The organism is Shewanella sp. 1311, from assembly GCF_059338235.1.
In genome coordinates, this window is record NZ_CM181686.1 from 904317 (window position 1) to 928882 (window position 24566).

22 protein-coding genes and 1 pseudogene are annotated in these 24566 nt (G+C 39.4%); 3 read left to right on the forward strand and 20 right to left on the reverse strand.

The features are described 5' to 3' along the window. Positions 1-29: 29 nt before the first annotated feature. The gene (locus AC5YB3_RS04055; RefSeq protein ID WP_494526613.1) at positions 30-1391 is read right to left on the reverse strand and encodes an ATP-binding protein; all 1362 of its coding nucleotides are present in this window, start codon (positions 1389-1391) and stop codon (positions 30-32) included. Then, positions 1388-2929, reverse strand: coding sequence for a DUF3369 domain-containing protein (locus tag AC5YB3_RS04060; RefSeq protein WP_494526614.1), 1542 nt, complete (start codon positions 2927-2929; stop codon positions 1388-1390). The genes AC5YB3_RS04055 and AC5YB3_RS04060 overlap by 4 nt, the downstream gene beginning before the upstream one ends. Before the next feature lie 259 nt (positions 2930-3188). Between AC5YB3_RS04060 and AC5YB3_RS04065 the strand changes: the two genes are divergently transcribed. Both AC5YB3_RS04065 and AC5YB3_RS04070 read left to right on the forward strand, forming a co-directional pair. Then, positions 3189-3638: a copper resistance protein NlpE gene (locus AC5YB3_RS04065; protein ID WP_494526615.1), complete on the forward strand. Its 450-nt coding sequence runs from the start codon at positions 3189-3191 to the stop codon at positions 3636-3638. A 164-nt stretch (positions 3639-3802) separates the two neighbouring features. Continuing rightward, entirely contained in the window at positions 3803-4510 is a 708-nt protein-coding gene (locus AC5YB3_RS04070; RefSeq protein WP_494526616.1) for a HutD/Ves family protein, read from the forward strand. Positions 4511-4714: 204 nt separating this feature from the next. Here the strand turns inward: AC5YB3_RS04070 and rfbB are convergent, their stop codons facing one another. From rfbB to AC5YB3_RS04090, 4 genes are all read right to left on the reverse strand, one after another. After that, positions 4715-5737, reverse strand: coding sequence for a dTDP-glucose 4,6-dehydratase (gene rfbB / locus AC5YB3_RS04075; RefSeq protein ID WP_494527162.1), 1023 nt, complete (start codon positions 5735-5737; stop codon positions 4715-4717). Positions 5738-6280: 543 nt separating this feature from the next. Then, on the reverse strand, positions 6281-7489 hold the full coding sequence (locus tag AC5YB3_RS04080; protein WP_494526617.1) for a J domain-containing protein: 1209 nt from the start codon (positions 7487-7489) through the stop codon (positions 6281-6283). 223 nt (positions 7490-7712) lie between these two features. Further along, entirely contained in the window at positions 7713-8093 is a 381-nt protein-coding gene (locus AC5YB3_RS04085; RefSeq protein ID WP_494526618.1) for a helix-turn-helix transcriptional regulator, read from the reverse strand. Then, entirely contained in the window at positions 8090-9457 is a 1368-nt protein-coding gene (locus AC5YB3_RS04090) for a type II toxin-antitoxin system HipA family toxin (RefSeq protein WP_347673809.1), read from the reverse strand. The genes AC5YB3_RS04085 and AC5YB3_RS04090 overlap by 4 nt, the downstream gene beginning before the upstream one ends. Positions 9458-9726: 269 nt before the next feature. On the opposite strand from AC5YB3_RS04090, the pseudogene hepT reads away from it, so the two are divergent. Beyond that, positions 9727-9966: pseudogene (hepT, locus tag AC5YB3_RS04095) on the forward strand (type VII toxin-antitoxin system HepT family RNase toxin); the annotation flags it as partial. Here the strand turns inward: hepT and AC5YB3_RS04100 are convergent. The 14 genes from AC5YB3_RS04100 to AC5YB3_RS04165 form a co-directional block, all read right to left on the reverse strand. Then, the gene (locus AC5YB3_RS04100; protein ID WP_494526619.1) at positions 9886-10212 is read right to left on the reverse strand and encodes a hypothetical protein; all 327 of its coding nucleotides are present in this window, start codon (positions 10210-10212) and stop codon (positions 9886-9888) included. The pseudogene hepT and the gene AC5YB3_RS04100 sit on opposite strands and share 81 nt — an antisense overlap. Positions 10213-10432: 220 nt before the next feature. Continuing rightward, positions 10433-11785: a phosphoglucosamine mutase gene (gene glmM, locus AC5YB3_RS04105; protein ID WP_494526620.1), complete on the reverse strand. Its 1353-nt coding sequence runs from the start codon at positions 11783-11785 to the stop codon at positions 10433-10435. 98 nt (positions 11786-11883) lie between these two features. Continuing rightward, positions 11884-12924: a UDP-N-acetylglucosamine--undecaprenyl-phosphate N-acetylglucosaminephosphotransferase gene (gene wecA / locus AC5YB3_RS04110; RefSeq protein WP_494526621.1), complete on the reverse strand. Its 1041-nt coding sequence runs from the start codon at positions 12922-12924 to the stop codon at positions 11884-11886. 143 nt (positions 12925-13067) lie between these two features. Further along, positions 13068-14141, reverse strand: a complete 1074-nt coding sequence (gene wecA, locus AC5YB3_RS04115) for a UDP-N-acetylglucosamine--undecaprenyl-phosphate N-acetylglucosaminephosphotransferase (protein ID WP_494526622.1) — start codon at positions 14139-14141, stop codon at positions 13068-13070. Positions 14142-14636: 495 nt separating this feature from the next. After that, positions 14637-15845, reverse strand: a complete 1209-nt coding sequence (locus AC5YB3_RS04120; protein WP_494526623.1) for an O-antigen ligase family protein — start codon at positions 15843-15845, stop codon at positions 14637-14639. A gap of 79 nt (positions 15846-15924) precedes the next feature. Beyond that, complete coding sequence (locus AC5YB3_RS04125; protein WP_494526624.1) at positions 15925-16644, reverse strand: WecB/TagA/CpsF family glycosyltransferase; 720 nt, start codon at positions 16642-16644, stop codon at positions 15925-15927. After that, positions 16631-17365, reverse strand: coding sequence for a glycosyltransferase family 4 protein (locus AC5YB3_RS04130; protein WP_494526625.1), 735 nt, complete (start codon positions 17363-17365; stop codon positions 16631-16633). Before AC5YB3_RS04130 ends, AC5YB3_RS04125 begins: the two co-directional genes overlap by 14 nt. A 322-nt stretch (positions 17366-17687) precedes the next feature. Continuing rightward, positions 17688-18893 carry a glycosyltransferase family 4 protein gene (locus AC5YB3_RS04135; RefSeq protein ID WP_494526626.1) on the reverse strand — a complete coding sequence of 402 codons (1206 nt, stop codon included), beginning with the start codon at positions 18891-18893 and terminating at the stop codon, positions 17688-17690. 6 nt (positions 18894-18899) lie between these two features. Then, complete coding sequence (wecB, locus tag AC5YB3_RS04140; protein WP_494526627.1) at positions 18900-19982, reverse strand: non-hydrolyzing UDP-N-acetylglucosamine 2-epimerase; 1083 nt, start codon at positions 19980-19982, stop codon at positions 18900-18902. A gap of 23 nt (positions 19983-20005) precedes the next feature. Next, a complete protein-coding gene (locus tag AC5YB3_RS04145) occupies positions 20006-20542 on the reverse strand; it encodes an acyltransferase (RefSeq protein WP_494527163.1) in 537 nt (178 codons plus the stop codon). A gap of 5 nt (positions 20543-20547) precedes the next feature. Then, positions 20548-21825, reverse strand: a complete 1278-nt coding sequence (locus tag AC5YB3_RS04150) for a lipopolysaccharide biosynthesis protein (protein WP_494526628.1) — start codon at positions 21823-21825, stop codon at positions 20548-20550. A gap of 65 nt (positions 21826-21890) precedes the next feature. Beyond that, positions 21891-22994: a DegT/DnrJ/EryC1/StrS family aminotransferase gene (locus AC5YB3_RS04155; protein ID WP_494526629.1), complete on the reverse strand. Its 1104-nt coding sequence runs from the start codon at positions 22992-22994 to the stop codon at positions 21891-21893. A 15-nt stretch (positions 22995-23009) separates the two neighbouring features. Continuing rightward, on the reverse strand, positions 23010-23594 hold the full coding sequence (locus tag AC5YB3_RS04160; protein WP_494526630.1) for an acyltransferase: 585 nt from the start codon (positions 23592-23594) through the stop codon (positions 23010-23012). Positions 23595-23614: 20 nt separating this feature from the next. Next, entirely contained in the window at positions 23615-24559 is a 945-nt protein-coding gene (locus AC5YB3_RS04165) for a Gfo/Idh/MocA family protein (protein ID WP_494526631.1), read from the reverse strand. Positions 24560-24566: the final 7 nt, after the last annotated feature.

A 24566-nucleotide genomic window follows, 5' to 3' on the forward strand; every position in this document is an offset into this window, starting at 1 on the left:
AACCTAGTGCTTACCAATCTTCGCACTTGCTACTGCTCTGGGATAAATATCTCAATACGTAACCCCTGATTCGGCGCAGAGAAGAGTGAAACATTTCCATTGAGCTTTTGGGTGACCAGATTATAAATAATCGACATCCCCAAACCTGTTCCACCACTTTGGCGCGCCGTGGTAAAAAATGGCTCGAATGCTTTGGCTTTCACTTCATCGGACATGCCGATGCCATTGTCTTGATAAGTCATCTTGATCTGTGCACCCTCCTTTTCAACCACAATGACAATTTGTTTCTCTCCAGCAAAATCATCGGGGAAAGCGTGGCGAAAACTGTTAGCGACTAAGTTGGTAAAAATCTGAGCGATCGCACCGGGGTAGGAATCAATGAAAATATTGTCATCGAGTTCGACTTTTAAAGTGATGTTTTTCTTACGCATTAAGGGCTTTAATGAACTAAATATTTGGAAAATATAGTTCTTTATATTAAAGCGCTCACGTTCCAATATCGATTGATCTGCGGCAGTGCGTTTAAAGTTATGAACCAGTTCTGCGGCGCGGGATAGATTACGCTCAATTAAACATAAACCATCCTGCATTGTATTGATAAAACTGACAAACTTATCTTCATCGAGATCGTTTTTCTCGAATGACCCTTTTAGTAGCGATAACTCATCCAAACAATGGGTCACTGATGTTACCGCGATACCCAGTGGCGTATTCACCTCGTGAGCAACACCGGCGACTAAACTGCCTAATGCGGCCATTTTTTCATTTTCAATTAAGTGCTTTTGGGTCGATTTTAAGGTCGATAGTGCCGTCTCGAGTTCGGTTGTTCGCAGTTCAACTTGATGCTCCAAATCGGTATTAATGAGTTTGAGCTGTTGTTGGTATTCGAGGATCTCTTTGGCACTCATGGCTCGACCAAAGAGATCGGCCAGTGCCGAAGCAAACGCCTTTTCATCCCGCGTCCATTCCCTCGCCTCACCTTGATGCTCAGAACAAATAATCCCCACCATTTTGCCGTGGTGACGAATGGGACTATCCAGCATAGAGGTGATCTGATTCGGTTTCAGGTAGGTGTCGACAAACTCTTTGGTGGCAGGATCCGTTTGCGCCTTATTAGCGACAATGGTGCGCTCATTGTCGAGTAAGCTGAAGTAATGAGGAAACTGCGCGCGAGTGAGCACTAACGCTTCTTGCGGCTGTTGGTGGTCGAGTAAATAATAACAAGCAATAGTCTGATTATCTTGACCAAACAACCAAATGCCCGCCCGCGTGATCTGTAATCCCTTACAGATTGAACTCACAATAAGTTGTGATGCTTGAATGAGATCGCCCTCATCAATAACCTGAGACTTACTGACATCAAATAGGATTCGATCAAGCATTCGGGTCATAGCGGTTCGTCCGGAATATGGATATGTAGGGAGGCAAACGCATCTAACAGTTTTAAACTCGCTTCACACAATACGGGGTCAAACTGCTTACCCGATTGCGCCAAAATATACTCTCGTACCGCATCGACTGACCACGCCTCTTTATAACTGCGCTTGGAAAGCAACGCATCAATCACATCGACAATCGCCATGAGTCGGCCTTCAATGGGGATTTCTTCCTTGGCAATTCCACGGGGATACCCTTGCCCATCCCAACGCTCATGGTGGGTATAAGCAATTCGGGCACCCATTTTGGCAATAATACGATTTGATCCCGCGAGCAAGTTATAGCCCTTCTCGGCATGGGTTTGCATGATCGCCCATTCCTCGGCATCGAGTTTGCCTGGCTTATGCAAAATACTCTCAGGAATACCTATTTTACCCACATCGTGCAGCGGCGCAGCATATCGAATCGTTTCGATAAAGTCCGCGTGCATGCCGATGGCAATCGCGAGCATTTCAGTCATGCGCGCAACCCGACGTACATGGGCTCCGGTCTCTTTACTGCGCTGCTCAATGGCGTCGCCTATGATTAAAATCAGCTCCCTTTGCGTCTGCTGCACATTTTCACGGCCCGACAAATTCTCGAAAGTTAAGCTCACATTGGCCGCAAATAGCTCAAGAATACTGACTTGAAAATCCGTTAATTTAGTGTTGTGCTGCAAATATAAAATACTGGTGACATGACCACTTAGCTCATAAAACCCAACGTAAATATTGTCACGAACGAGCGAGGTTTTTAGCGCGATAGCCTCGATAATATACTCACGTACATCCCCTGGTAGCGTCTCAACGCTGCCACCTTCACAGTAACTGATCATCTCACCCGTGGCGGCCAGAAGATTCATTTGGGTATCGAGGTAAAGGTCTTGATGATAGCTGGTGAGATAAAGGGCTGAGCTTTCAAGATTGAGTAACTGTAAAGTCTGTTCAAGCACCGCACTGCCAAAATTATGTAATGTATGACTTTTAAGTACCGAGGTGGAGGCGGCAATAACTTTCTCCATCCCCTTCTGGCTTTGCTCGATGATTTTAATATCGCGATAGGAACGCAGTGAAGTGTAGACACAAGACTTAAGCCGAGCCGCGGTAAGCTCTGTTTTGGCCTTGTAATCATTGATATCAAAGTCCCGAATCACTTGATCTTCAGGCGCCTGTCCCGGCTGACCCGTACGTAAAATGATGCGGGTGCTGTGATTATTTAACTCAGTACGGATTTTTTGAACGAGCTCTAACCCAGCATGGTCGGTTTCCATGACCACATCAATAAAAGCCAATGCAATATCCGTTTCGGTTTGAAGTAACGCTAAACCTTCAGCGGCGCTGTAACAGGAATAGAACTGTAATACCCGATTATCTAAGGTCAGATTTTTCAGAGCAAATCGAGTCACCTCATGGATCCCAGGCTCATCATCAATAATGGCAACTTTCCAAATGCCATGTTTAGGCTTATGGGATTTATCCTCGATAACATCAGCACTTTTCTTAAATAACGCCACAGAACCACCGTATACGATGAATAGTTAAGCTTTAGTATAGATTCAATCTCGAAAGTGACTAGTTTCAAAGGATAAATTTTCATCTTATTGGTTACAGACTTTAGGCTAATAACTAACATCCTCGCCACTTGGAATACACGCGATTACAACTTAAGCTATTGTTATAAAATAGAAATAGCCAAAGTTAGGCTCAGCCAGCCTTGGCGGGTATGATGAATGCACTTAACCCGTAACACCTCGAAATTCTATTGGAGCCACTATGAACAAATCACTATGTTGCATCGCACTTCTGGCCTTATTTACCACGGCATGCTCTGAAGCCACAAAAGAAGAAACCGCAGTCGATACGACCCAAGTTCAAACAGACGCCGCTAAAACCGTCCCTGTTGGTGATACTAGCCAAAATTCACTCGATTGGGCAGGCAGCTATGAAGGTGTGTTGCCTTGCGCCAGTTGCGAAGGTATTCAAACCCTGATCACATTACAATCTGATAATAGCTTTGTTCAAGAAACGGTCTATTTGGGTAAAGATGAGAAGATTTTTAAACTGATGGGCAAAGCAGCGTGGGATGAGAAAGGCCAAAAGATCACCTTGGAAGATGGTACACAGTATCTGGTCGGTGAAAATCAGCTGATCATGTTAGATACTGAAGGCCAAAGAATTACTGGCGATCTGGCTGCTAATTATGTGTTGAAAAAGAAACAATAGCAGAGTGTTTTTTGAAGAGAGGAACATAGCTATTCGATTATAAAATCGTGCAGTAACCCTCTAAAGCTCAAATGTACTCAGCTCATTCACGGAACGAATAGAAGGCTCAAGGATGAGCAAGCAAATAATTACTGAATCACAGGGTAAAATACAGAGACAAAGGAATGACTTTAGATAAACAAGCGCAACTGATCCGCTATCAAGATTGCCCATCAACGCCATGGAAAAATGGCGGCGGGAACACAAAACAGCTACTTATTTCCCCCATCAATGCCGAACTTACTGAATTCGATTATCGGCTCAGCATAGCAAGCATTAGCAGTAACGGACCCTTTTCATTATTTAATGGCATAGACAGACAACTGGTCATCCTAGAAGGCGATGGTGTTGAACTCAGTATCGATAGCCATGAAGGGGGAAAACAGATAAATGACCTTGGTGCAGAAGAAAGGATACAGGGAGACACAGATACAACTGAGTATAAACGACTCACGCCCATAGACAGTCCCTTCTGCTTTGCAGGTGAAACCTCAATAACAAGCCAACTATTGGGTAGTGATGTTATTGATTTCAATGTGATGACTAAACGAGGCGTATTTAAAGCACATACTCAAAGGCTTAACTTTGATAGCATATTTATAGTAGAACATGCTGCAATTACAAACAACAATAAAAAAGAGCACCACAAGACTGAAGCTGACACAACTATCATCCAACTACTCTGCTGCTTAGATACAATGACATGGGAGCACAATGGCAAGTTCATCAAGATTATGCCCTATGACATGCTTATCATTAAATCAGGCGAAGATATAAAGTTAGCAGCGACAGCACCAAGTCGATTACTTAGCGTCACCATTACGGCCTGTTAAACATAAAAGCTATCCTTGCTTCTCAGATTCATCATATTTAGGAACAGTTAAATTTAGCTATAAACATAGTTGTAGAAATTGCCTCGATAATTTACTAAACAACATGTCTTAGCTTCTACTGCACTGAATAAGTAGCTTCAAATAATATGTAACCTCAAATTTTCCCATGCTCGCTAGCGGTACAAATCTGCAATATTAATCAATTTACGATTTATGATACCGAGCCACTATCCACTCGACCGTTTTCCTAAGGCCTGAATCAAAGGATTCTAATTGTTGCCAACCAAGCTCTCGCTGGATCTTGCTAGCATCAATAGCATACCGAACGTCATGCCCTGCTCTGTCAGTAACATGTTCTATCAAACTGCGAAAACCAACACCATCAGCCGCAAGTGCTTGTGCATGAGTGGGTACTAACTCCTCAAGTAAATCGCATATTTGATGTACGACTTCAAGATTACTCCGCTCATTAGTGCCACCAATATTATAAGTCTCCCCCACTGTGCCCTGGGTCACCACGAGAAACAACGCCCGTACATGGTCATCAACGTACAACCAATCACGAACTTGTTGACCATTGCCATATACAGGTAACTGCTTGCCAGCTAATGCATTCAACACCATTAACGGGATCAATTTCTCAGGATATTGAAAAGGCCCATAATTGTTAGAGCAGTTAGTGATGACTATCGGTAAACCATAGGTGCGATGCCAAGCTCTAACAAGATGGTCCGCCGATGCCTTGCTCGCCGAATAAGGAGAGCTGGGAGCATAAGCTGTCGTCTCAGAAAAGAGCCCCGTATCACCAAGTGAACCGTAGACCTCATCAGTGGAAATGTGATGGAATCGAAACACTTTTTGCTTATCGGCAGTCAAGCCTTGAAAGTAATGACGACAAGCCTCAAGCAAGGTATAAGCGCCCACAATATTGGTGTGAATGAATTCAGCAGGTCCATCAATTGAACGATCAACATGACTTTCGGCAGCCAAATGCATCACAACATCAGGCCGATAATCATGGAAAACTTGGTCTAATGTCGTTCTATCGCAAATATCAGCCTGAATAAAATGATAGCGCTCGCTATCAGCAACACCAGCCAGAGATTTAGGATAGCTCGCATAGGTCAGCTTATCGAAGTTGAGCACCACTGACTCCGTTTGTTTAATCAACATACGAACCAAAGCCGATCCAATAAAACCAGAGCCACCAGTAACCAAAATCCGCATCATATCTACCACACAGCAAAATCTTAGAAAACAAAAAGTAAGGAAGTATATCAGAAAAGCAGAGCGTCGCTTCGCTCCTCCTTGAGTCTAAGTTTTAAGCTCAAGGAAAACAGAACGTTCGCAAATTCACTCACAGAACGCTGCGCTTTCGGAAAAGCCAAGCGCTTTGAGCTTACGCCGGCATCCTCGCGAACGACTGCATGGTCAATTTTGTTCCATACAAAATATGACATATTCACCCTCCATGGTGGTCAGATGCAGGAGATAGAACACTTGAGAAAAAAAATACAGGTGCTGTCATCGATGCGGGGATCCCACTTTTATACCGTCATCCGTAAACTGTGAGTTACGTAGTGACGGCCCGTAGCCGCTTTGAAACATGCTGTTACCCTTAGCAAAGCGGCATCCGAAGCACACTAGAGCACTTCGCCGCTAGAGTAGTCTAGTTCCTAGAGCCACGTAGTGGCGTTCTAGAGCGAGCTTATGTACGTCCTGGAAGCGCCTTTTGCAGCGGCATAGCCGTTACGAAGTTCCACCCTTGCGCTATTTGTATTGCCAAAATTCATCAAAAGTTTCGTCATTAAACATAGCAAGATCAAAAATGTCCTTAAAACTCCCCCGTTGGCTACGTTGGTTTAATTCCTTTTGTATCGCTTGTACTGTTTTTATCTTAGTCACTTTTGCGAGTAACTCTTCAGTTTCAATCGTGAGCACATCACCATATTGCGCTAACTCCTTAGCACGTGACGCTTTTGAACCACTCCCAAAACGTTGCCAAATCATACTTTTAATATCATTGCCATTCTGCATTGATTGATAATCTCGATTTAACAAACCAATTTTAACCTGCAACGCAGCCTCAATACGTTTTATCATAACTGCATCGGCCTCAAGCTTATACTCTGGCAGATATACAAGTGCCAACATCAGTAAGGCGACAGCATCCTTGCTTTTCTTGGCTTGAGATAGTTGCTGCATCAACTCTTTTTTTAGCGCCTTTTTAGCGGGTTCAGGCTCTTTATCGGGATGAAATTGATTCGCCAATTGCCGATACAATTTGGTCATGGTTTTATCGCTAAATAACTCAAGGCTTAACGCTTGCTCTGATTGAGTCGATTGAAAGAAAAAATCATCCTCTTCAGCATCATACTCCGTCTCATCTTGCTCAAACGCATTGTCAGCGTCGCCGTCATCAAAAGCCTTATTGTGCTGTTCAGCCAATTTTTGCTCAAAAAAAGCCTGGAACTTCACAGGTTCATCAATAAGTTCAGACAGTGCTGCATCGTCTATATCCAACTCAAAGCCGAACATAGATTCTAACTCTTCACGAACAGCATCAAGCTCGTGCTGACCAATGTCTTGCTTAGGCAACGTTGCTTGATAAGCCATAAGCAGGCAAGTGAAGCTATCGCGTATTTCGTGAGTATTGATAGGATTAAACGGATTCGATTCAATAATGATTAATTCTTCTTCGATCCATTCTAGCAGCGCCTCCCGTTGGCGCCCCTTGATTGATTTGCGCTGCACAAAAGTCAATAAATGACGCACCCATTGTGCCGTGGCTTCACATATCGCCAGCTCTTTTTCAAGTAATTGAGAGGTAAACTCGTGATAAAAAACCTCTAATTTTGTTCGATAGCGTTTATTTCTTAATTGTTTTTTTTCGTAGTCTTGCCATAATTTTTCGAGTGTTTGCGAGCGGTTACGGGATTGACTTGAAGCCGAAGTATTGATGATTTTCATTAATGACATAAATATTTTCTTCAGATGAAGTGTTTACAAACCCAAGTGACCAAAAATGCAGAAACTCGACAAAGTTGCTACAAACGTAGACGGTTGACGGAACGCTCAATCGCAGCACCTGCACTCTTGCAAATTAAAGCAATCTATCTCTTGCATCTGCCCCATGCAGTCGTCGCAAAGCGGCTACGTGCCGTCACCCGTAGCCGCTTTGCTGCGTTCAAGATTTTAGCTTCTAAATCGCCTCTACCGCCATTTTTAGCACTACACTATCCTTTGGCATTAATGCAATACGAAACCCGACTCCGCTAAAAACTCGATTAATCAACTCAACACCATTTTTACCTTTATCGCTTTCTATATCAGACAATGCTTTACGGCTAACGCCAACCATTTTGGCATATTGGTCCTGGCTCAGTGATAACAACTCAACTCTCAGCCATTTAAGTACTTGACCTTGAGTCTTTTTCCCCGAAAAGAGACCCAATGTAGCGGCTAATAATAAATCTTCCCTATCTTTAAGGGTCAAAGGCTTTCGATTAACCGAAATTTTTTTTCGACCACTTCTGCCTTTTGTTTCAATCGAATCCGTTGCAACATTAGATAAAACCGTCATAATAGCCCCCACTGCTGCATTCTCGCTTCTAACGTGGCAAAACCAATTCCCGAATGTGCAAGAATCAATTCAGGCACACCCCGCTGACGTAAACGCTGCTCAAGACCAAGTAAACGCACGGCGGTTTCATTCAAAGCGCTCATTAACTCATTAGGCGACAGTAAATCGGATAAATGTTCTGCAATGGCAGGAAAGTTATACACGCCACCTAACTCCATCCCCTCGCCCCAGGTAAAGGTCCGAGTGATCATCTCATAATCTGCTTTCATGGGTGCAAAATCATAAATGGGTGCCAGCTGGACGCGGTTTCCATACTTGATAAAAGAGGTATTTCTGCCATGATTATCGGAATTTCCAAAGGCAATATTTAATAAATCTCTTCGCACCCATTCAACCACAAACGCCGCAATGCCACTCTTGCCTTCAAGCTCTGCCTCAACGTCAAGTAGCGTCCTAGTATTACCGTAGTTTTCTTTTTTATTAAACGCGACCAAAAGCCGTCTAATCACATCGGCATGTAGTAAAGGCTTTGCTGTAGGCTCACCTAAAATGGCATAAACCGACTCCATACCATAACTCACCATTACCCCCGCCTCGACACCATAATCAAAGCGTGGTAACCATAAAGAAGGGCCACGCTCAGCTTCAATAAGCTTCATCGACTCAACGGAGATAGTCTCAAAGCCCAATTGTGTAAGCTCATGATAAAAATGATACTCTGCACGCAAAATATCGCTATCCAGAGTGGTTTTACCCCTTGGAAATTTAACTAAATAAGGCTGATCGAGATTGCGCGGATCATTTTGAAAGGTATCAATCCAAACACCTTGCTGCTCATTTAATCGCACTAACAACTTAGGTGCAGCCCCGCCTGCACCGGAGGCGCCACCTGCAGCAGCCCCGCGAGATTGTGCATACTCAATAAAATCAATCTGTAACTCACTGACATCAGCGATACTAAAGGTAACAGGTAATGACCTTTTAGCCTTTTCAGGCACCGATTCTTTTATACGTAAGTTGCCAATTGGCGCGATAGTTCCATATTTCAACAATTGGAAATCCCTTTCCAAATTAGGCATATCCTGTAATCCAAGCCGCTTAACCCAATAATCCCGGCTGGAGCCTGCAGGCATAATATCTTCCAAAAAGCGATGCCAGTGAGAGCTCCGCAACGGGATATTATCAACGGGTAACGATACACTCACTGCAGTTTGCGCAAATTGATGGAAGTAAGACGTGACATGTTCGATATCATAATTTAATACACATGGCCCGCCAGTACCCTTCTCAGGCGCATAAAACCCCACCATAGCAACATCACGCCATTCTCCGGCAATGTTCATCTGCACCGTTAAAATTTGCATTACCTAGCCCCCCAAAGCAAATAAACTATAAATGCAACCCATAGCACTCAAAAATAGTGAAAAAAGCTAGTTAATGCAACCTATAGCTCGCAAAAATTAAGAAAAACCGCAATTTATGACACCTTCGGCACGCAGAAATAGGAGGAGAGAAAAAGCAGAGCGAAGAAGTTAACGGAACGCTTCGGTTCTAGGGCCTAGGTTCTAGCGCCACGTAGTGGCGTCCTAGCAGCAGCGCCTTTTGCTGCGTCCTAAAGGTCGAAGGCCGCCCTAGAGACAGCGTTATCCTCAATTTACAACGCTGCAGCGAAGCCAGTATCGAAATAGCCAATCATATTAACCGCCAACAACTGGGGATCCCCCTGAGTAGCCGTGATAGCTTTACATTACTCGCACAAAATAACGTTATTACTCAGCCACTAGTTGATAACTTAAAGAAAATGGTCGGACTTAGAAACATCGCAGTATATGACTACCAAGAACTCAACCTCGATATCGTTGTACATGTTGTACATGTTGTACATGTTGTACATGTTGTACATGTTGTACATGTTGTACATGTTGTACATGTTGTACATGTTGTACATGTTGTACATGTTGTACATGTTGTACATGTTGTACATGTTGTACATGTTGTACATGTTGTACATGTTGTACATGTTGTACATGTTGTACATGTTGTACATGTTGTACATGTTGTACATGTTGTACATGTTGTACATGTTGTACATGTTGTACATGTTGTACATGTTGTACATGTTGTACATCATCATCTTGAGGATTTTGAGCAATTTATTGAAGTGATAAAAGCAGACCAAAGATGCTGATGGTTGACGGAACGCTTCGCTTACAACAAAAGCCGAACGGGCTCCACCCTGCTAGAGCGCTTTGCTTCTAGGTTATACACGTAGTAGCGTCCTAGAGGCCGAAGGCCGTCCTAGCAGTTGCGAAGTAACGCCCTAGATTCTCGCTCCTGGCTTATGCCGCTCTTACTGCCTCTGCGATAAACTCGGCTTGAGTCTGCGTCATTATAGTATCAGTAGATTCGACCATTACCCGAATAAGCGGCTCTGTTCCGGATTTGCGCAACAGAACTCGCCCTTGGTCACCTAAAATCTCTTCTGCTTTAATCACGGCTTGCTGAACACTAGCTGTCGCTAAAATGCTATCGGCATCAGCCGTAGCTAAACGTACATTTATCAACAATTGCGGAAGTTTAGTCATGCCAACTTTAATCTCAGACAAACTTTTTTGAGACTCTAAAATAGCTTTAAGTACCTGTAAGGATGCAACTATGCCATCACCCGTTGAAGCATGCTGCAAGCTCAAAATATGTCCTGACCCCTCACCGCCTAGTTGCCAACCTGTGCGCTTAAGTTGTTCAACGACATAGCGGTCGCCCACTTTAGCGCGAACAAAAGGGATATCCATCTGCTTAAGCGCCAGCTCTAAGCCAAGATTTGACATCAAGGTACCAACCACGCCACCCGTCATTTCACCTTTGCTGTGGGCAGCATGAGCAAGGATGAATAAAATCTCATCACCATCAACTACATGGCCATTGTGATCGACAAACATGACACGGTCGGCATCACCATCAAGCGCAATACCTAAATCAGCTTCATGTACCATAACCGCAGTTTGCAAACTGTCTAAATGCGTCGCCCCACAGTGATCATTAATATTCACGCCGTTAGGTTTATCATTGATGCTAATTACTTCAGCACCGAGTTCACGGTAAACATTGGGGGCGATGTGATATGCGGCGCCATGGGCGCTATCAACCACGATCTTCAATCCCGCTAAAGACAAATGATTTGGGAATGTGCCTTTACAGAACTCAATATAACGACCAGCAGCATCATCGATACGGCGCACTTTACCGAGTTTTTCTGAGGCAACACACTGCATCGCATTCTGGTTCAGCGCCTTTTCTAACAAGGCTTCGATTTCCAGTTCCTGCGCATCATTTAACTTAGTACCGGAATTAGAAAAGAACTTAATGCCATTATCATAAAATGGATTGTGTGATGCGCTGATCACCACCCCTGCGTCAGCACGAAATGTAGAAGCCAAATACGCTACCGCAGGTGTCGGCATAGGGCCAATAAGCGCAACATTCACACCCGCAGCAGAAAAACCAGCTTCCATTGCCGACTCAAGCATATAACCACTGCTACGGGTATCTTTACCAATCAGTACTTCTTTAGTGCCACTAGACGCCAGCACAGTACCCGCAGCCCAACCTAACTTCATCGCGAAATCCGGGGTAATAGGGAAAGTACCAACTTTGCCACGCACACCGTCAGTCCCAAAATACTTCCTAGACATAAAAAATCCTTCAACGAATGATAAAAAGCAAAATGCCAATTCAATTGAATTGAATTGAATTGAATTGGCATTTTGAAACTAACTATTTATAAGAGCGATTACTTACGAATCCAAGTCAATAATTGCCATACATTAGATAGAGCCCAATTGTACGCTGCAAAAATAACCAAAAAAGTAATAAACATAATCGATTCAGGAACATGTGCAATCTCAGCTGCGACACCGATAACAGCAAGCAATAAAGACGCTAATGAAATACGGATCAATGTCTGCTTACGATTGTAGCCAGCACGCTCAAAGATATGGTGCAAGTGATCACGGTCGGGCTTGAATGGCGACATGCCCTTTTTTACACGTCTATACATAATTGCTGTCATATCCATGAGCGGAATAGCGATTAAATATAACGCAGTGACAGGGCTAAACACACTCGTATCAGGTTGAGTACCAATAACAAGCATCCAAACGACAGTCAAACCGATTAGCATACTCCCCGCGTCACCCATGAATATTTTTTCAAAAGAAGGAAACGGCCATTTCAAATTGAAAAGCAAGTACCCAACAATTGCGCCGATAAACAACAGAGGTAACATAAACCAGCTGTTATCAGCCCAATAAAACAAAAAAGCTAAAGATGAAAAGGTAACTAAACTCAGCATGCCAGCCAAACCATCGATACCATCTACCATGTTAAAAGCATTGATTGCGCCTATAACGGCTAAAACTGTAACAACAATGCCTAGATAGCCTAATTTAAAATCAAAAAAATGTAGAATGTGACCAAATGATGTTAAATACAGTCCTGCACCAAAGATCAATATGGATGCAGTAATCACCTGTGCAGCCATTCTCACCCGTACTGAAAGATCATATCTATCGTCAAGGACACCCAGAAAAAGGATTAATGCAGCTGAAATCAGGTATAGGTTAAAAACTTGACTCTGCTCGATGACGATACTAGAAACAAGTAGCACACTAAAATAAATAGAAATGCCACCAATCAAAGGGATAGCACCGACATGTAACTTACGTTCATTCGGTAAATCAACTAAACCGACCCGTTGAGCAATAGGGTTAAACACTTTAATTGCAACACAGGTTAAGCAAAACACAGTAACAAGTGGTATGAGGTATTCCATAATCTCTTCCTTAAGCCAAATACATCATCATAAAAATGACTTTAATAACATTTTATTTCAAAAAAATGACACAGAATTATAGCAGTAACAGATGAAACAGATAAGCCATGAAGCAACAGAAATGTACTGCTCTATTTAAGCTATTAAATAGACTTAGTAAATTTAAAGTCTCTACGCAAAAATGCAGTAATGCGCCATATATTATTCATAACGATAAAATACAAAGTAAAAGTGGCTAAAAATGCAAAAAACATAATATTTTCACTCACTTTAGCAAGCTCAGACCAAATTCCAATTGCAGCCATCATACTTGCAGCAGCACAAATAACTAATAATGACATGTGGGATGACAAGCCCACACGTTGACAGATATGGTGCAAATGTTCTCGATCTGGCTTAAACGGCGATTGGCCTTTACGAATGCGACGGATCATGATGCACACCATATCCATAAGGGGCAGCGCAATTAACCAAAGTGCCGTAACAGGGCGGATAGCCGTCGCTCGCTCACCTTGGCTTGCAACAATCAGTAACCAAATCACAGTAAAACCGATAAACATGCTACCGGCGTCTCCCATAAACACCTTGTAACGAGTACCTAGAGGGAAGCCAAGATTGAGCATGATATAAGGCAGCATTGCCACAGCAAACAGCAAACAAAATGTCGCTAATCCTATGTTACCCGCAAGATAAAACATCAAACCTAATGCCGAGAAGGTAACCGATGCAAGCCCCCCTAATAGCCCATCAATACCATCCACCATGTTGAACGCATTGATTGCCCCTATCACTGCAAAAATGGTCACGACGTAGCTAATAGCAGTCGGGATAACAAAGGCCTCGGCTGTAAACATAGCACCTAGGTAGTGAAGACTGTTCTCGCCGACTAAAATCATCGCTAACGAAATACCAGCCTGAACCACTAAGCGAGATTTGAAACTTAAATCAAAGCGATCATCGAGTACACCTAAGACGATTAACACCGTTGAGCAAGCCATATAGATCATCATGCAGCTGTCGACGTCTAAGGCTAAGCAGATGTTAAAAATGATAGCGGTAAATACCGCAAGGCCGCCAATTAAAGGGATCTGACCAACATGCAGCTTGCGCTCATTTGGTTTGTCTACCAAGCCTATTTTCCTTGCAATTTTTCGGAATACAAACAAGCAAATGAATGAACTAATAAATACACTGACTAATGAAAAGCTGGTCGACATACTGGACTCGATTTTTGACAAAATGCTTCATACGGGATAAAACTCACACTACTGATATTTCAATAAATAACTCAAAACAAGGCAATTACCTATCCACGATAACCAAGAGACTTGAGTAATCTTTGCCCAATAGTGACAATGAGTTATGATAACATAAGATAATGGACAAAATAATCAATTTGGCTGAATGAAAACTGAAAATGAGACAGTTTTAAGAATGTGTCTCAAAACTGTCTTATTTAATTTACTAAACTATTGATTTATAGAGTCGAAAACATAACTTCCTCAATAGACTTGACATTGATTGTGAAACTCTAGATGCCGAGATAAGGGCACTACGCTTTTTACGGTTACTTTTAATTGCGTTCATTAAACTTAAGTTTCCACACGGTATCCGAGCCGAAAATGGCATTACTACAAATGAACCGAATCAAAATAATCTAATATAATAATAAGAATACGCAATAAAAAATGAAGGTATGATGAGATAAAATATCATCTATAAACAATAGAAGTCATTTCCCCGATGCGAACATAAGCAAATACATTTATTATGCCCCAAAAAACTCCTAACATACCAGAAGTAAATATATGCCCACTAAAATTAGAAATTGATAGCAACAATAAGTTTAACATAACTAATCCTGGTGCATAAAGGAAAGACTCGTTGAAAAACTCTTTAAAGCACTTTGCTACTAACAAGATATACATGAATATGACTAAAAATAGGCCTAAAAAACCATTCCACAGTACAATATCAGCAAAATCAATCTCAGAAGAAACTTTGTCGCTAGTTACATAATATGAAACACCGTTTCCAAATAAATAACTGGTCACGGAGTCTCCATATACGAAATAAGAAAACAGATTTTCTAAAAAAGCTTCACGACCAGAAAGTACTAACCCTAAGATACCTTGATTATTATATATATATACCAACCTATTAACTATTAAATTATCAGCTACAGAGACAAAGAAAATATAATATAAAGCAGCAATAAAACAAATAGCTAATGCAATAAAAACACTTTTATATAAGGTCAAGTGAAAAATTTTTTTCCTTTCATAAAATAATGGTATAAATAAACAAAGGGAAACTGCGCCCAACATGGCAGATTTGGTAGCAATGCTTACACCAAAAAACAAAACGAAAATGGAAGCAATGCAATATTTCCTAAAGTTATTTACACAGTGAAAAAGAAGCCAAGCTGAAAGTAAAATAAAAACAGCAGATATTTCATTCCCTGCATAAAAAAAACCCTTTATTCCGACACCTTCTCCTGCTGACTTACTGCCATAAGTACTAAAACCGTAACCTAACAACCCGAGGGAAACTATAAAAAAGAACACATACAAATTAACCTTAATCACAGTTTTAATTTTATTTAAAAAATAAGGTCGTCTAATTAAAAGCTCTTTTATGTATAAAAAAACCAGAAAAGGGGTTATTAGTTTGGTAGTATGGAGAATTGAATAAACAGACTTGCTAGTATCTCCAGTCTCAAAAATATTTAAAATCTCACCGACATTTAAGAGCAAAAAAGTAACAGCTGCAAAAATAAAGTGAAGTGGGTTGAATCGTAATAAATAATAAAAACAACCAAATAACACAGCCCCTTTTACAAGAGCCGATAACCCAAAGTTAACCTTTAAGGTAAGCATAGACCAACCAGTTACAGCATCTATGGTCAAGGTTAAAGACATTAGCCATATCATCAGCATATGACCAATATCTATTCTGGAAAATTTGAAATAATTATTTTGATACATATATTGAATTTTACTACTTATTCCTAATAAAAAAAAGGTGATATATGACACTAAATAAAAATTTAAATAAAACCATTTGCCTTTTCAATCGCCATGGTTCTTGAATTAGGCGATACAACCATTCAAGTCCATTATTAATAAAAAAAAACGGCGCACGCTTTAAGTTACCACTTATGATATCGAGAGCTCCACCACAACCAATGAATATTCCTTCAGCACCTTCAGTTGTACATTTGTATGCAAAATACTCTTGTTTAGGAGAGCCCAAAGCAAGCATAATAAGCTGTGGCTGCGTTATTTTTATTTCATTTAAAGCAGATTCCTGGCAGTTAAAACCATGCATATGACCAACGATTTCAATATTGGGATATTGCTGCTTAATTTTTTCTAACGCGATGTTATGAACATCCTCTTTAGCACCATAAATAAAGACACGCCAACAATATTTATTTGCTTGCTCTAAAGCTAAAATAGGCATGTTAATTTTTTCACTATTTATCTTATGAAACAGCTTTCCAGATAACACCGCACCTGCACCATCGGGGTATGGATAAAGAGAATTATCAATTACATTTTTCAATACATGATCTTTTTTATATCTATAAATTTTTTCAGCATTAATGGCAACAAAATACCCTCTAGCTTGAGTATCTATAAAATATTTCATATCTGCTTTTGCCTGCTCAGTATTCACAAGATATATTGGGCAATCAAGCACTCTATTTTGTTTCAATACAACTCTCCAAAAAACAGTGTAACTTTGATACGACTTCTTCACGGGAATATTGCTGAGCGACTTTAAATGCATTTAGAGAAAAATGTTTTTTTTCAAGTTGCGACAGCTGGCTAAACTCTCTTATTTTATGAGAGAGTTCAGCATGATTGCCCTTTTCAAACAAATAACCATTACTCTGATCAATCAAATATTCAGTGACAGGACCATAATCACTTGCAATAACGGGCACACCATAAGCCATGGCTTCTATAGGTACCAACCCTAGACTTTCAAAATATAAAGTTGGAAATATCAGCACATGAGATTGTTTGTAGAAGTTTGCTAATTCATGTTGCTCAACTTCACCAATCAGTTTAATAGAAACAAGTGGATTACGAACCTCAAAGTTGTAGTCTGGACTTTTTTTTCCTACTACAGTCATCGTCAACTTAAAATCTATTGCTTCAAGTGCATTCTTTAAAACATCAATCCCCTTATTAGGATGAACGTGACCAACATACAAACAATCTAAAATATCTGATTTGGATGTATATTTAATCATATCAGGTAATAGGACTCCACCTGAAGGCGATACCATAAATTTATTTTTAATTAAATTAGGGGATAATCTTTTTATTGTGGCCAAAAAAACTTTGGAAGGAACTACAATTCCATCAGAAACGCTCAAAGCTTTTTCATTAATCTTGTGCATTAGACCATTGGAACGTGCTGGAATCAAATAATCACTACCATGTATATTAAAGACCAACTTTTTTCTAAATAAATACTTAGCAACAATTCCAAGAAGCGCAGTCCTAGATATGAAATGACAATAAACTAAATCAATTTTTTTTGTTAAAAGTAAATAGATAAACTTACAATAAAAAAAATATAAGGCGTTAATTTAGCTGATGTCAACGTCATTGAACATAGATGAACCTGGGTTAACGGATTATTTATGAGAGCTAAATGAGTGTTTTTAACAAAGATTCCATATGAGGGAGCCCCTTCACTTGGGTACATATTAGTAGCAAGTAAAATATTCAAATCATCCCCCAATATTATTTTCGCAACAATTGAGAAACATTGTTATGCTCTTTTTCCATTCGCTGCGCCCAATTCAAGAAATTAACAGATAACTTCTTTAGGGCATTTTCTTTGATTGAATTTATGACAGTTTCCTTATCATGTAATTTAATTAACTTGTCTGCATTTTCAATAAAGAGCTCTTCATCTGAAAGTATCCCTGTTTCCATATCAGTGATTAACTCATTAGTCGCACCATTGTTTAGCGTGATGATAAGGCAATTACAGGTAATGGCTTCAAACAATGGATTACCTAAGTTACTTAATTCATAACTTGATAGAAAATAATGAGTATCTAATAGTAATTTATAAACTTGTTCTTTGTTGAGTGCACCTAAAAAGTGAACATGTGAAGTTAAACCTTTAGAGTTTACCACCCCCACAATTCTTTCCAAATCAGGACCATCACCTACAATATAATATTTTGCATTGGAGTATACACTTAAGAACCTTTCAAATATTTCTAATGAACGATCTAACCTCTTCCACTTTTGGACACGAGATATAGAAGAGAATACAATATCTTTCTCACTATGGAATATAGGATAATCATCAGCTTTTATGCTATCGGGATCTGGTAAGTCGACACCATTCCTAATAAACAAAACATTATGATCCTCTCTCCTAAGCTTATTAATTATTTCTAGTCCCTTTGTCCCATCATCAGTCATAATTGTTAAATCTGCAGGGCATTTCAAAGCAGCAATATGATCTTGAAACTGACATGATAATTTAAACTTTCTTAACAGAGAAACAGGTTGAATTAAATCTGTAAGAATCGTTCCTTGAAAACGAGATACAAAAGGTATGTTATTTTTTTTACAAAATCTTTTGGCAGCTAACGTGTAACCTATTTCATAAGAGTAAATTAAATCAGATTGAGAGGCATGAACATTCAAAAGTTTTTCGCCAACCTTCTGGTTTTGATTATAACAGTAATACTTATGAAATAATCTAAAGGCACCTTTAAATTTACGGTTTTGCGTCACGATATAAGATGAGATCACTATAATTTTAAGGTTATCTAACTCAGGTAACTCCAAACCCACTTCTGTAGTTAAAAGAGTTACCGCATATCCTTTATCAGAATAAAGTTTCAATGTATTATAAAAAGAAGGAGCTCCTTTACGATTACCAAGTGACCATACTGGTAAATTGGTAATGAAACAAATGTTCATCATTAGCTCCTACTGTTTAAAATTTAACATATTCTCAATTATCAGTGATGCAGCATTCATCTTACCATAAAAATCCTTATTGAATGCATCAACTCTAGAGCCATTTTCCATGATAAATAGAGCATTTTTTAATATGACTTCCTTATCTGCACCTACTATAGTATTTGCACCAACATCAACAAGCTCTGTCCATTCTGTTTCTTCTCGTAAAATTAAGCAGTGCTTATTAAAAAAATATGCTTCCTTTTGCACACCACCACTATCAGAAGTAACAAATTGACAATGTTTAAGTAGATAAATCATCTCTAAATAACCAACTGGCTCAATAATTTTTACTTCGAGTTTCAGATTTGTTTTATCAATAATATTTCTGGTGCGAGGGTGCAAAGGAAGAACTACAGGAATATACTTATTCAATTCATTTAAAGCACTAATAATATTTTCTAATCTTTTAAGATTGTCAGTATTCTCAGCCCTGTGGATAGTAGCTAAAATAAATTTTTGTCCAATTGATTCATCTAAACTAACTGGTCTTTTGGCTCTAGGCATATAATATTTTGCAGCATCAAACATTACATCTCCGATGTTAATCATTTTAGTACCAATCGCCTTGTAGCCTTCTTGTTCTAAATTGGAAATTGCTTTGGTAGTTGGACAGAATAATATACTACTTAAACGATCAGCTAGGATTCGATTTTGCTCTTCCGGCATGTTCATGTTAAACGATCGCAATCCAGCCTCAACATGAGCAACTTTCACATGTAACTTAGACGCAGCCAAAGCACCTGCAAGTGTTGAGTTAGTATCACCATAAATTAGAACCCAATCAGGCTTTTCTATAATAATTACTTTTTCTATTTCCTCTAGCATTCTACCAGTCATAGCACCATGGCCTAGAGAAGCAATATTCAGTTGATAATCAGGTTTTGGAATAGCCATTTCATCAAAAAAAACATCACTCATATTTGCATCAAAATGTTGACCAGTATGAACAATAATCTCCGTGACATCTGTACGTTCTGCAACGACTCGGCTAACCGTTGCCGCTTTAATAAATTGTGGACGAGCGCCAATAATAGTTAAAATTTTCATATTTTTAATACTGATAATACAGCCTACTTATTAAGTTTAATAATTTTCGCAGGCACGCCTGCGAGGGTTAAGTTATCTTGTAAAAATGATTTAGTTACAACTGCTCCAGCGGCTATTATACAGTTATTACCAATAGTTACACCCGGTAAAATAGTTACATGTGTACCAATCCAGCAATTCTTGCCAATAGTTATACCATCACTACTAGACCAGGTTTTCTGGTCATCTTCCATATTATGATTAGCACTTATCAATGCTACATTAGGAGCCCAAATTGTACCTTCACCAATTGAAATACCATTTCCGGCTTGAATATAACAACCACCACTGACAACCAGGCTACAGTAAGTACCTTTCTGAGAACCTTCTAATATTAACTTATCACCAGCAATCACTCTAGAGCTGTAATGGGCACAATTATACTTTCCTTGTTTCTTACCGGATAAGAAGTTTACTACACGATTGAAATAATACTGCCGCATATTGAACTTAGTGACAAAGCCCAGATTGTATAACTTGTTATAAAGAAATCGATTTTCTTTTACTAAACGTTTTAACATGTTCTTCAAGATTCAAACCACTCAATTATATTCTTAATAACAAAAAACAAAGATATCCACCCAAGGAATCTATAAAAGAAAAAACTAGGTAACAAATCAAAAAAACCTACTTCACCTTTAGTGTGCACTTTAACCAAAACACTCATTAACAAAGCCAATAACAGTGTTGCTGTTACAACACCAAGTGCAACACCTAATTCCCCCCACATTGTAACACCAAGAAATGTTAGTACCGTGGACAGTCCTAAAAACACCAAAGCACCTATTACATCATATTGAGGTTTACCAGACGCCCTAAAGATCAAACCGAATGATATGCACTTAATGGGGGCTAATAATGAAAAAATTAAAAATATTTTAGAAGCCTCTCCATATTGCTCTCCAAAAACCAGTGAAATGAATTCATATGAAAATACCGTTAAAAAAGCAGCTAATGGTAGAGCAAAAAAACTAATTTTATCAACTGATTCTCGCCATAAGTGTCGTAACTTATCCCACTCATTATTAACCATGCAGGAGGTCAACTCTGGTAACATCACTGAATTAACACTCGATTGAATAAGGCTATAGATTGGCACCTGAAATGCGCCTACGACATATATTGCGAAGACCTCAAGTCCTAGTTTATTAGAGATAACAAACTGATCAATTTTACTCCCTAAGATTGAGATCATTGCCGCGGCAACAAGAAACCAAGAATAGCTCACAATATCTGAATAACTGAGACCCTTTTCATTAACCTTATCCAACGGCTTAGTTTTCGTTAGGTGACCAAGGAGAAATATAGCTATAACAGCAGATATACCAGCTGTAATGACTAAGATATTGAAGACAACTGAAAATGATGCAAAGGCAGCAGCACACAGAATAACGCCAGTATTGATAAACGCCACCAAAGGGCAATACCACTTAATCAAATTAGTTCTATCTAGCGCGATCAGAAATGCTGGTACAGCATTGTAAACCATATAAAAAAGAGGAAAGATGAAGAAAAGTTCTAACAAACCAGAGAGGTCGGGGTTTCCATAAATTAAGGAGAGAGCATCTTTAAAGATAAACAAACAGAGCGAACAGAACAGACCACAGTTCAGTATCAATATCAAATGCTTCCTTGCGACACTTTTTTTATCAGAAGAGTCTGTAAACTTTCCACAAAAATATAATAAAGAAATTGGAACTGCTGCAAAAAGGGCTGAAAAGACAATTTGATTAACAAGCATCAACTGCCTTAAGTTACCAAAATCTTGAGAAGTCAGCAATCTGGCAAGTACGATAAAATTCAAGATTGAAGACATCTGTAAAACAGACGTCCCCAAAAACACCTTTAACGCTTTACTCCAAAGACCATTCATTTTGAAATTAAACAGATAGACTCGAGACTTGTCTCACCTAAATATGGATGCATCGGAAGACTAAATACTTGATTAGCTAAGCGTGATGCAACAGGAAAATCTTTTTCATCATGAAATAAATATGCAAAAGCCGTTTGCTGATGCATACAAGTCCCATAATAAATCATAGTTGGTATACCTTGTACTTTATAATTAGCCATTGCTTCATCACGATTTTCAGAGACTAAAGTATATTGCGCCCATGAACTTGTATAACCTTCAGGTACTTGAGGCGTTTTACATTCACCAGCTAATGATTTATCGTATTTTTCTGCAGCTCGATTACGATTGATAAGTTCTGTTGGAAATTCTGCTAGCTTTTCTAGCAAAATGGCAGCTTGAATAGTATCCAATCGAGAGTTCATTCCAATTCTGACATTATCGTATTTATCAGTACCTTTACCATGAACCCTATATGACTTTATAAGTTCAGCATATTCATCATTATTAGTGAATATTGCACCACCATCACCATAACAACCTAATGGTTTTGCTGGAAAGAAACTTGTTGTAGCGATATCACCAAAACTTCCTGCTCTTGCACCATTAATACTACCGCCAAAACCTTGGGCAGCATCTTCAACTAATTTTAAGTTATACTTATCCGCTATTTTTTGGAGCTCAGGGTAGTTTGCAGGCAAACCAAATAAATCAACAGCAATAATAGCTTTTGGCGTTAAATTACCTTCTGCTATAGTTGCTTTAATACGTTTTTCAAGGTCAATAGGGCAAATATTAAATGTGTCTGGATCTGAATCAACGAATACAGGGATCGCACCTTCGAAAGCAATGACTTCAGCCGTTGCAAAAAAGGTAAATGTCGGACAAAAAACAGCATCCCCTTCTTTGATACCTAAAACCATCATCGCTAAAGTCAATGCATCGGTGCCATTAGCACACGTAATAGCGTGTTTTACCCCTACATATTCAGCTAGTTTTTCCTCTAACTCTTGTACTTCAGGCCCCATAATATATTGCCCATGATCTAGGACTTTTTGTATACGGGTATTAATTTTATCTTTTAAGTGAAGATATTGTGCTTCAAGATCTATAAACTGCATTTGTATTACTCAATTCTATATTGATTCTTCACGGGTGAGATTATCATCAGTGAGTATATAAACATCATTTGTATAAGGACAAATTGCTTTAGCATTACCAGATAAAGGTAAATCCAGTTTCTCTCCGTAAGCACTCATCCAACCAATTTGTTTCGCTGGCACGCCCACCATTAATGCAAAAGGTTTCACATTTTTATTTACAACCGTTCCAGCACCAATAAACGCAAACTCTCCAATAGTGATCCCACATACAACAGTACAGTTAGCTCCTAAAGTCGCGCCTTTTTTTACTAAGGTATCTAAGTACTGATCCTTACGCTCTATAAGCGAGCGAGGATTATATACATTAGTAAAAACCATACTTGGGCCGCAAAACACACCTTCTTCTAAATGCACATTATCGTACACCGATACGTTGTTCTGAATTTTACATTTATTGCCAATGGTAACTTTGTTACCTACAAAAACGTTTTGGCCTAACGAAACCCCATCACCAATTCTCGCACCACCACATACGTGCGCCCAATGCCATACTCTTGAATCATTACCAATCACAGCACCTTCATCAATAATCGCTGTTTCGTGTTTCATATAATTCATTTTTGTAGGTTCCAAAATTGTTAGACTAACTTTGACATTAATGGATGATAGTGTTCTGGATTGGCAACAACTCTTTGATCACGTATTTTCTCTACGGTTTCAATAGCAGTTCGGTTCTCTTCAAGCCCATAACCATTTCCAGCTAAGACATTCTCATAGCTTTGAGTGTGTAAGTCAGTGAAACCACCTGAAAATTCTAGCTCTTCATCACCGATCATAATACTACGATATGTTTTCTTTTCGCCTTGAATAGCGTTTTCAGGTAAGTTATTTGCATCGATAGACAAGAACCACTTAACACGCGCTCTCTCATATTCCAAATAACCAGCAACTGTTTGTTCATCTTTATAATGAACTTCATTAAACTTAATTTCACCAAAGATAAAATGAAGCATATCAAAGAAATGTACACCGACGTTAGTTGCAACCCCGCCAGACTTCTCATCAACACCTTTCCATGATTTTAAATACCACTTACCACGAGATGTCATGTATGTAAGTTCAACATCAAATACTTTATCAGCAGGGCTATTTTGAACCTTTTCACGCAAAGCAATAATTGATGGATGTAAGCGTAATTGAAGAATACTGTTGACCTTAGCGCCATATTTTTCTTCATACACTTTTAATGTATCAATCTCTTTTGAACTCAAAACTAATGGTTTTTCACAGATAACATCTATGCCATTTTTTAAGGCAAACTTCATCTGTGGTGCATGAAGGTAATTCGGTGAGCAAATAGAGATGTAATCAAGCTTGTTGCCTTTTAGAGCTTCATCTTCTACATAAGCCGCAAAATCTTCAAACTCTGTAAAGAACTCAGACTCTGGGAAATGCATGTCCATAATGCCAACTGAGTCATTGATATCCATAGCAACAACTAAATCGTTTCCTGTATCTTTGATTGCTTTCAAATGACGAGGAGCGATGTAACCACCGGTACCGATTAAAGCGAATTTTTTCATTATGTTT

Excerpts from the sequence above, each read along its gene's own strand:
- AC5YB3_RS04055 (WP_494526613.1), bottom strand. The coding sequence starts at position 1,391 with ATGACCCGAATGCTTGATCGAATCCTATTTGATGTCAGTAAGTCTCAG.
- AC5YB3_RS04065 (WP_494526615.1), top strand. The coding sequence starts at position 3,189 with ATGAACAAATCACTATGTTGCATCGCACTTCTGGCCTTATTTACCACG.
- AC5YB3_RS04070 (WP_494526616.1), top strand. The coding sequence starts at position 3,803 with ATGACTTTAGATAAACAAGCGCAACTGATCCGCTATCAAGATTGCCCA.
- rfbB (WP_494527162.1), bottom strand. The coding sequence starts at position 5,737 with ATGCGGATTTTGGTTACTGGTGGCTCTGGTTTTATTGGATCGGCTTTG.
- AC5YB3_RS04080 (WP_494526617.1), bottom strand. The coding sequence starts at position 7,489 with ATGTCATTAATGAAAATCATCAATACTTCGGCTTCAAGTCAATCCCGT.
- AC5YB3_RS04085 (WP_494526618.1), bottom strand. The coding sequence starts at position 8,093 with ATGACGGTTTTATCTAATGTTGCAACGGATTCGATTGAAACAAAAGGC.
- AC5YB3_RS04090 (WP_347673809.1), bottom strand. The coding sequence starts at position 9,457 with ATGCAAATTTTAACGGTGCAGATGAACATTGCCGGAGAATGGCGTGAT.
- AC5YB3_RS04100 (WP_494526619.1), bottom strand. The coding sequence starts at position 10,212 with ATGTACAACATGTACAACATGTACAACATGTACAACATGTACAACATG.
- glmM (WP_494526620.1), bottom strand. The coding sequence starts at position 11,785 with ATGTCTAGGAAGTATTTTGGGACTGACGGTGTGCGTGGCAAAGTTGGT.
- wecA (WP_494526621.1), bottom strand. The coding sequence starts at position 12,924 with ATGGAATACCTCATACCACTTGTTACTGTGTTTTGCTTAACCTGTGTT.
- wecA (WP_494526622.1), bottom strand. The coding sequence starts at position 14,141 with ATGTCGACCAGCTTTTCATTAGTCAGTGTATTTATTAGTTCATTCATT.
- AC5YB3_RS04120 (WP_494526623.1), bottom strand. The coding sequence starts at position 15,845 with ATGTCTTTAACCTTGACCATAGATGCTGTAACTGGTTGGTCTATGCTT.
- AC5YB3_RS04135 (WP_494526626.1), bottom strand. The coding sequence starts at position 18,893 with ATGATGAACATTTGTTTCATTACCAATTTACCAGTATGGTCACTTGGT.
- wecB (WP_494526627.1), bottom strand. The coding sequence starts at position 19,982 with ATGAAAATTTTAACTATTATTGGCGCTCGTCCACAATTTATTAAAGCG.
- AC5YB3_RS04145 (WP_494527163.1), bottom strand. The coding sequence starts at position 20,542 with ATGTTAAAACGTTTAGTAAAAGAAAATCGATTTCTTTATAACAAGTTA.
- AC5YB3_RS04155 (WP_494526629.1), bottom strand. The coding sequence starts at position 22,994 with ATGCAGTTTATAGATCTTGAAGCACAATATCTTCACTTAAAAGATAAA.
- AC5YB3_RS04160 (WP_494526630.1), bottom strand. The coding sequence starts at position 23,594 with ATGAATTATATGAAACACGAAACAGCGATTATTGATGAAGGTGCTGTG.
- AC5YB3_RS04165 (WP_494526631.1), bottom strand. The coding sequence starts at position 24,559 with ATGAAAAAATTCGCTTTAATCGGTACCGGTGGTTACATCGCTCCTCGT.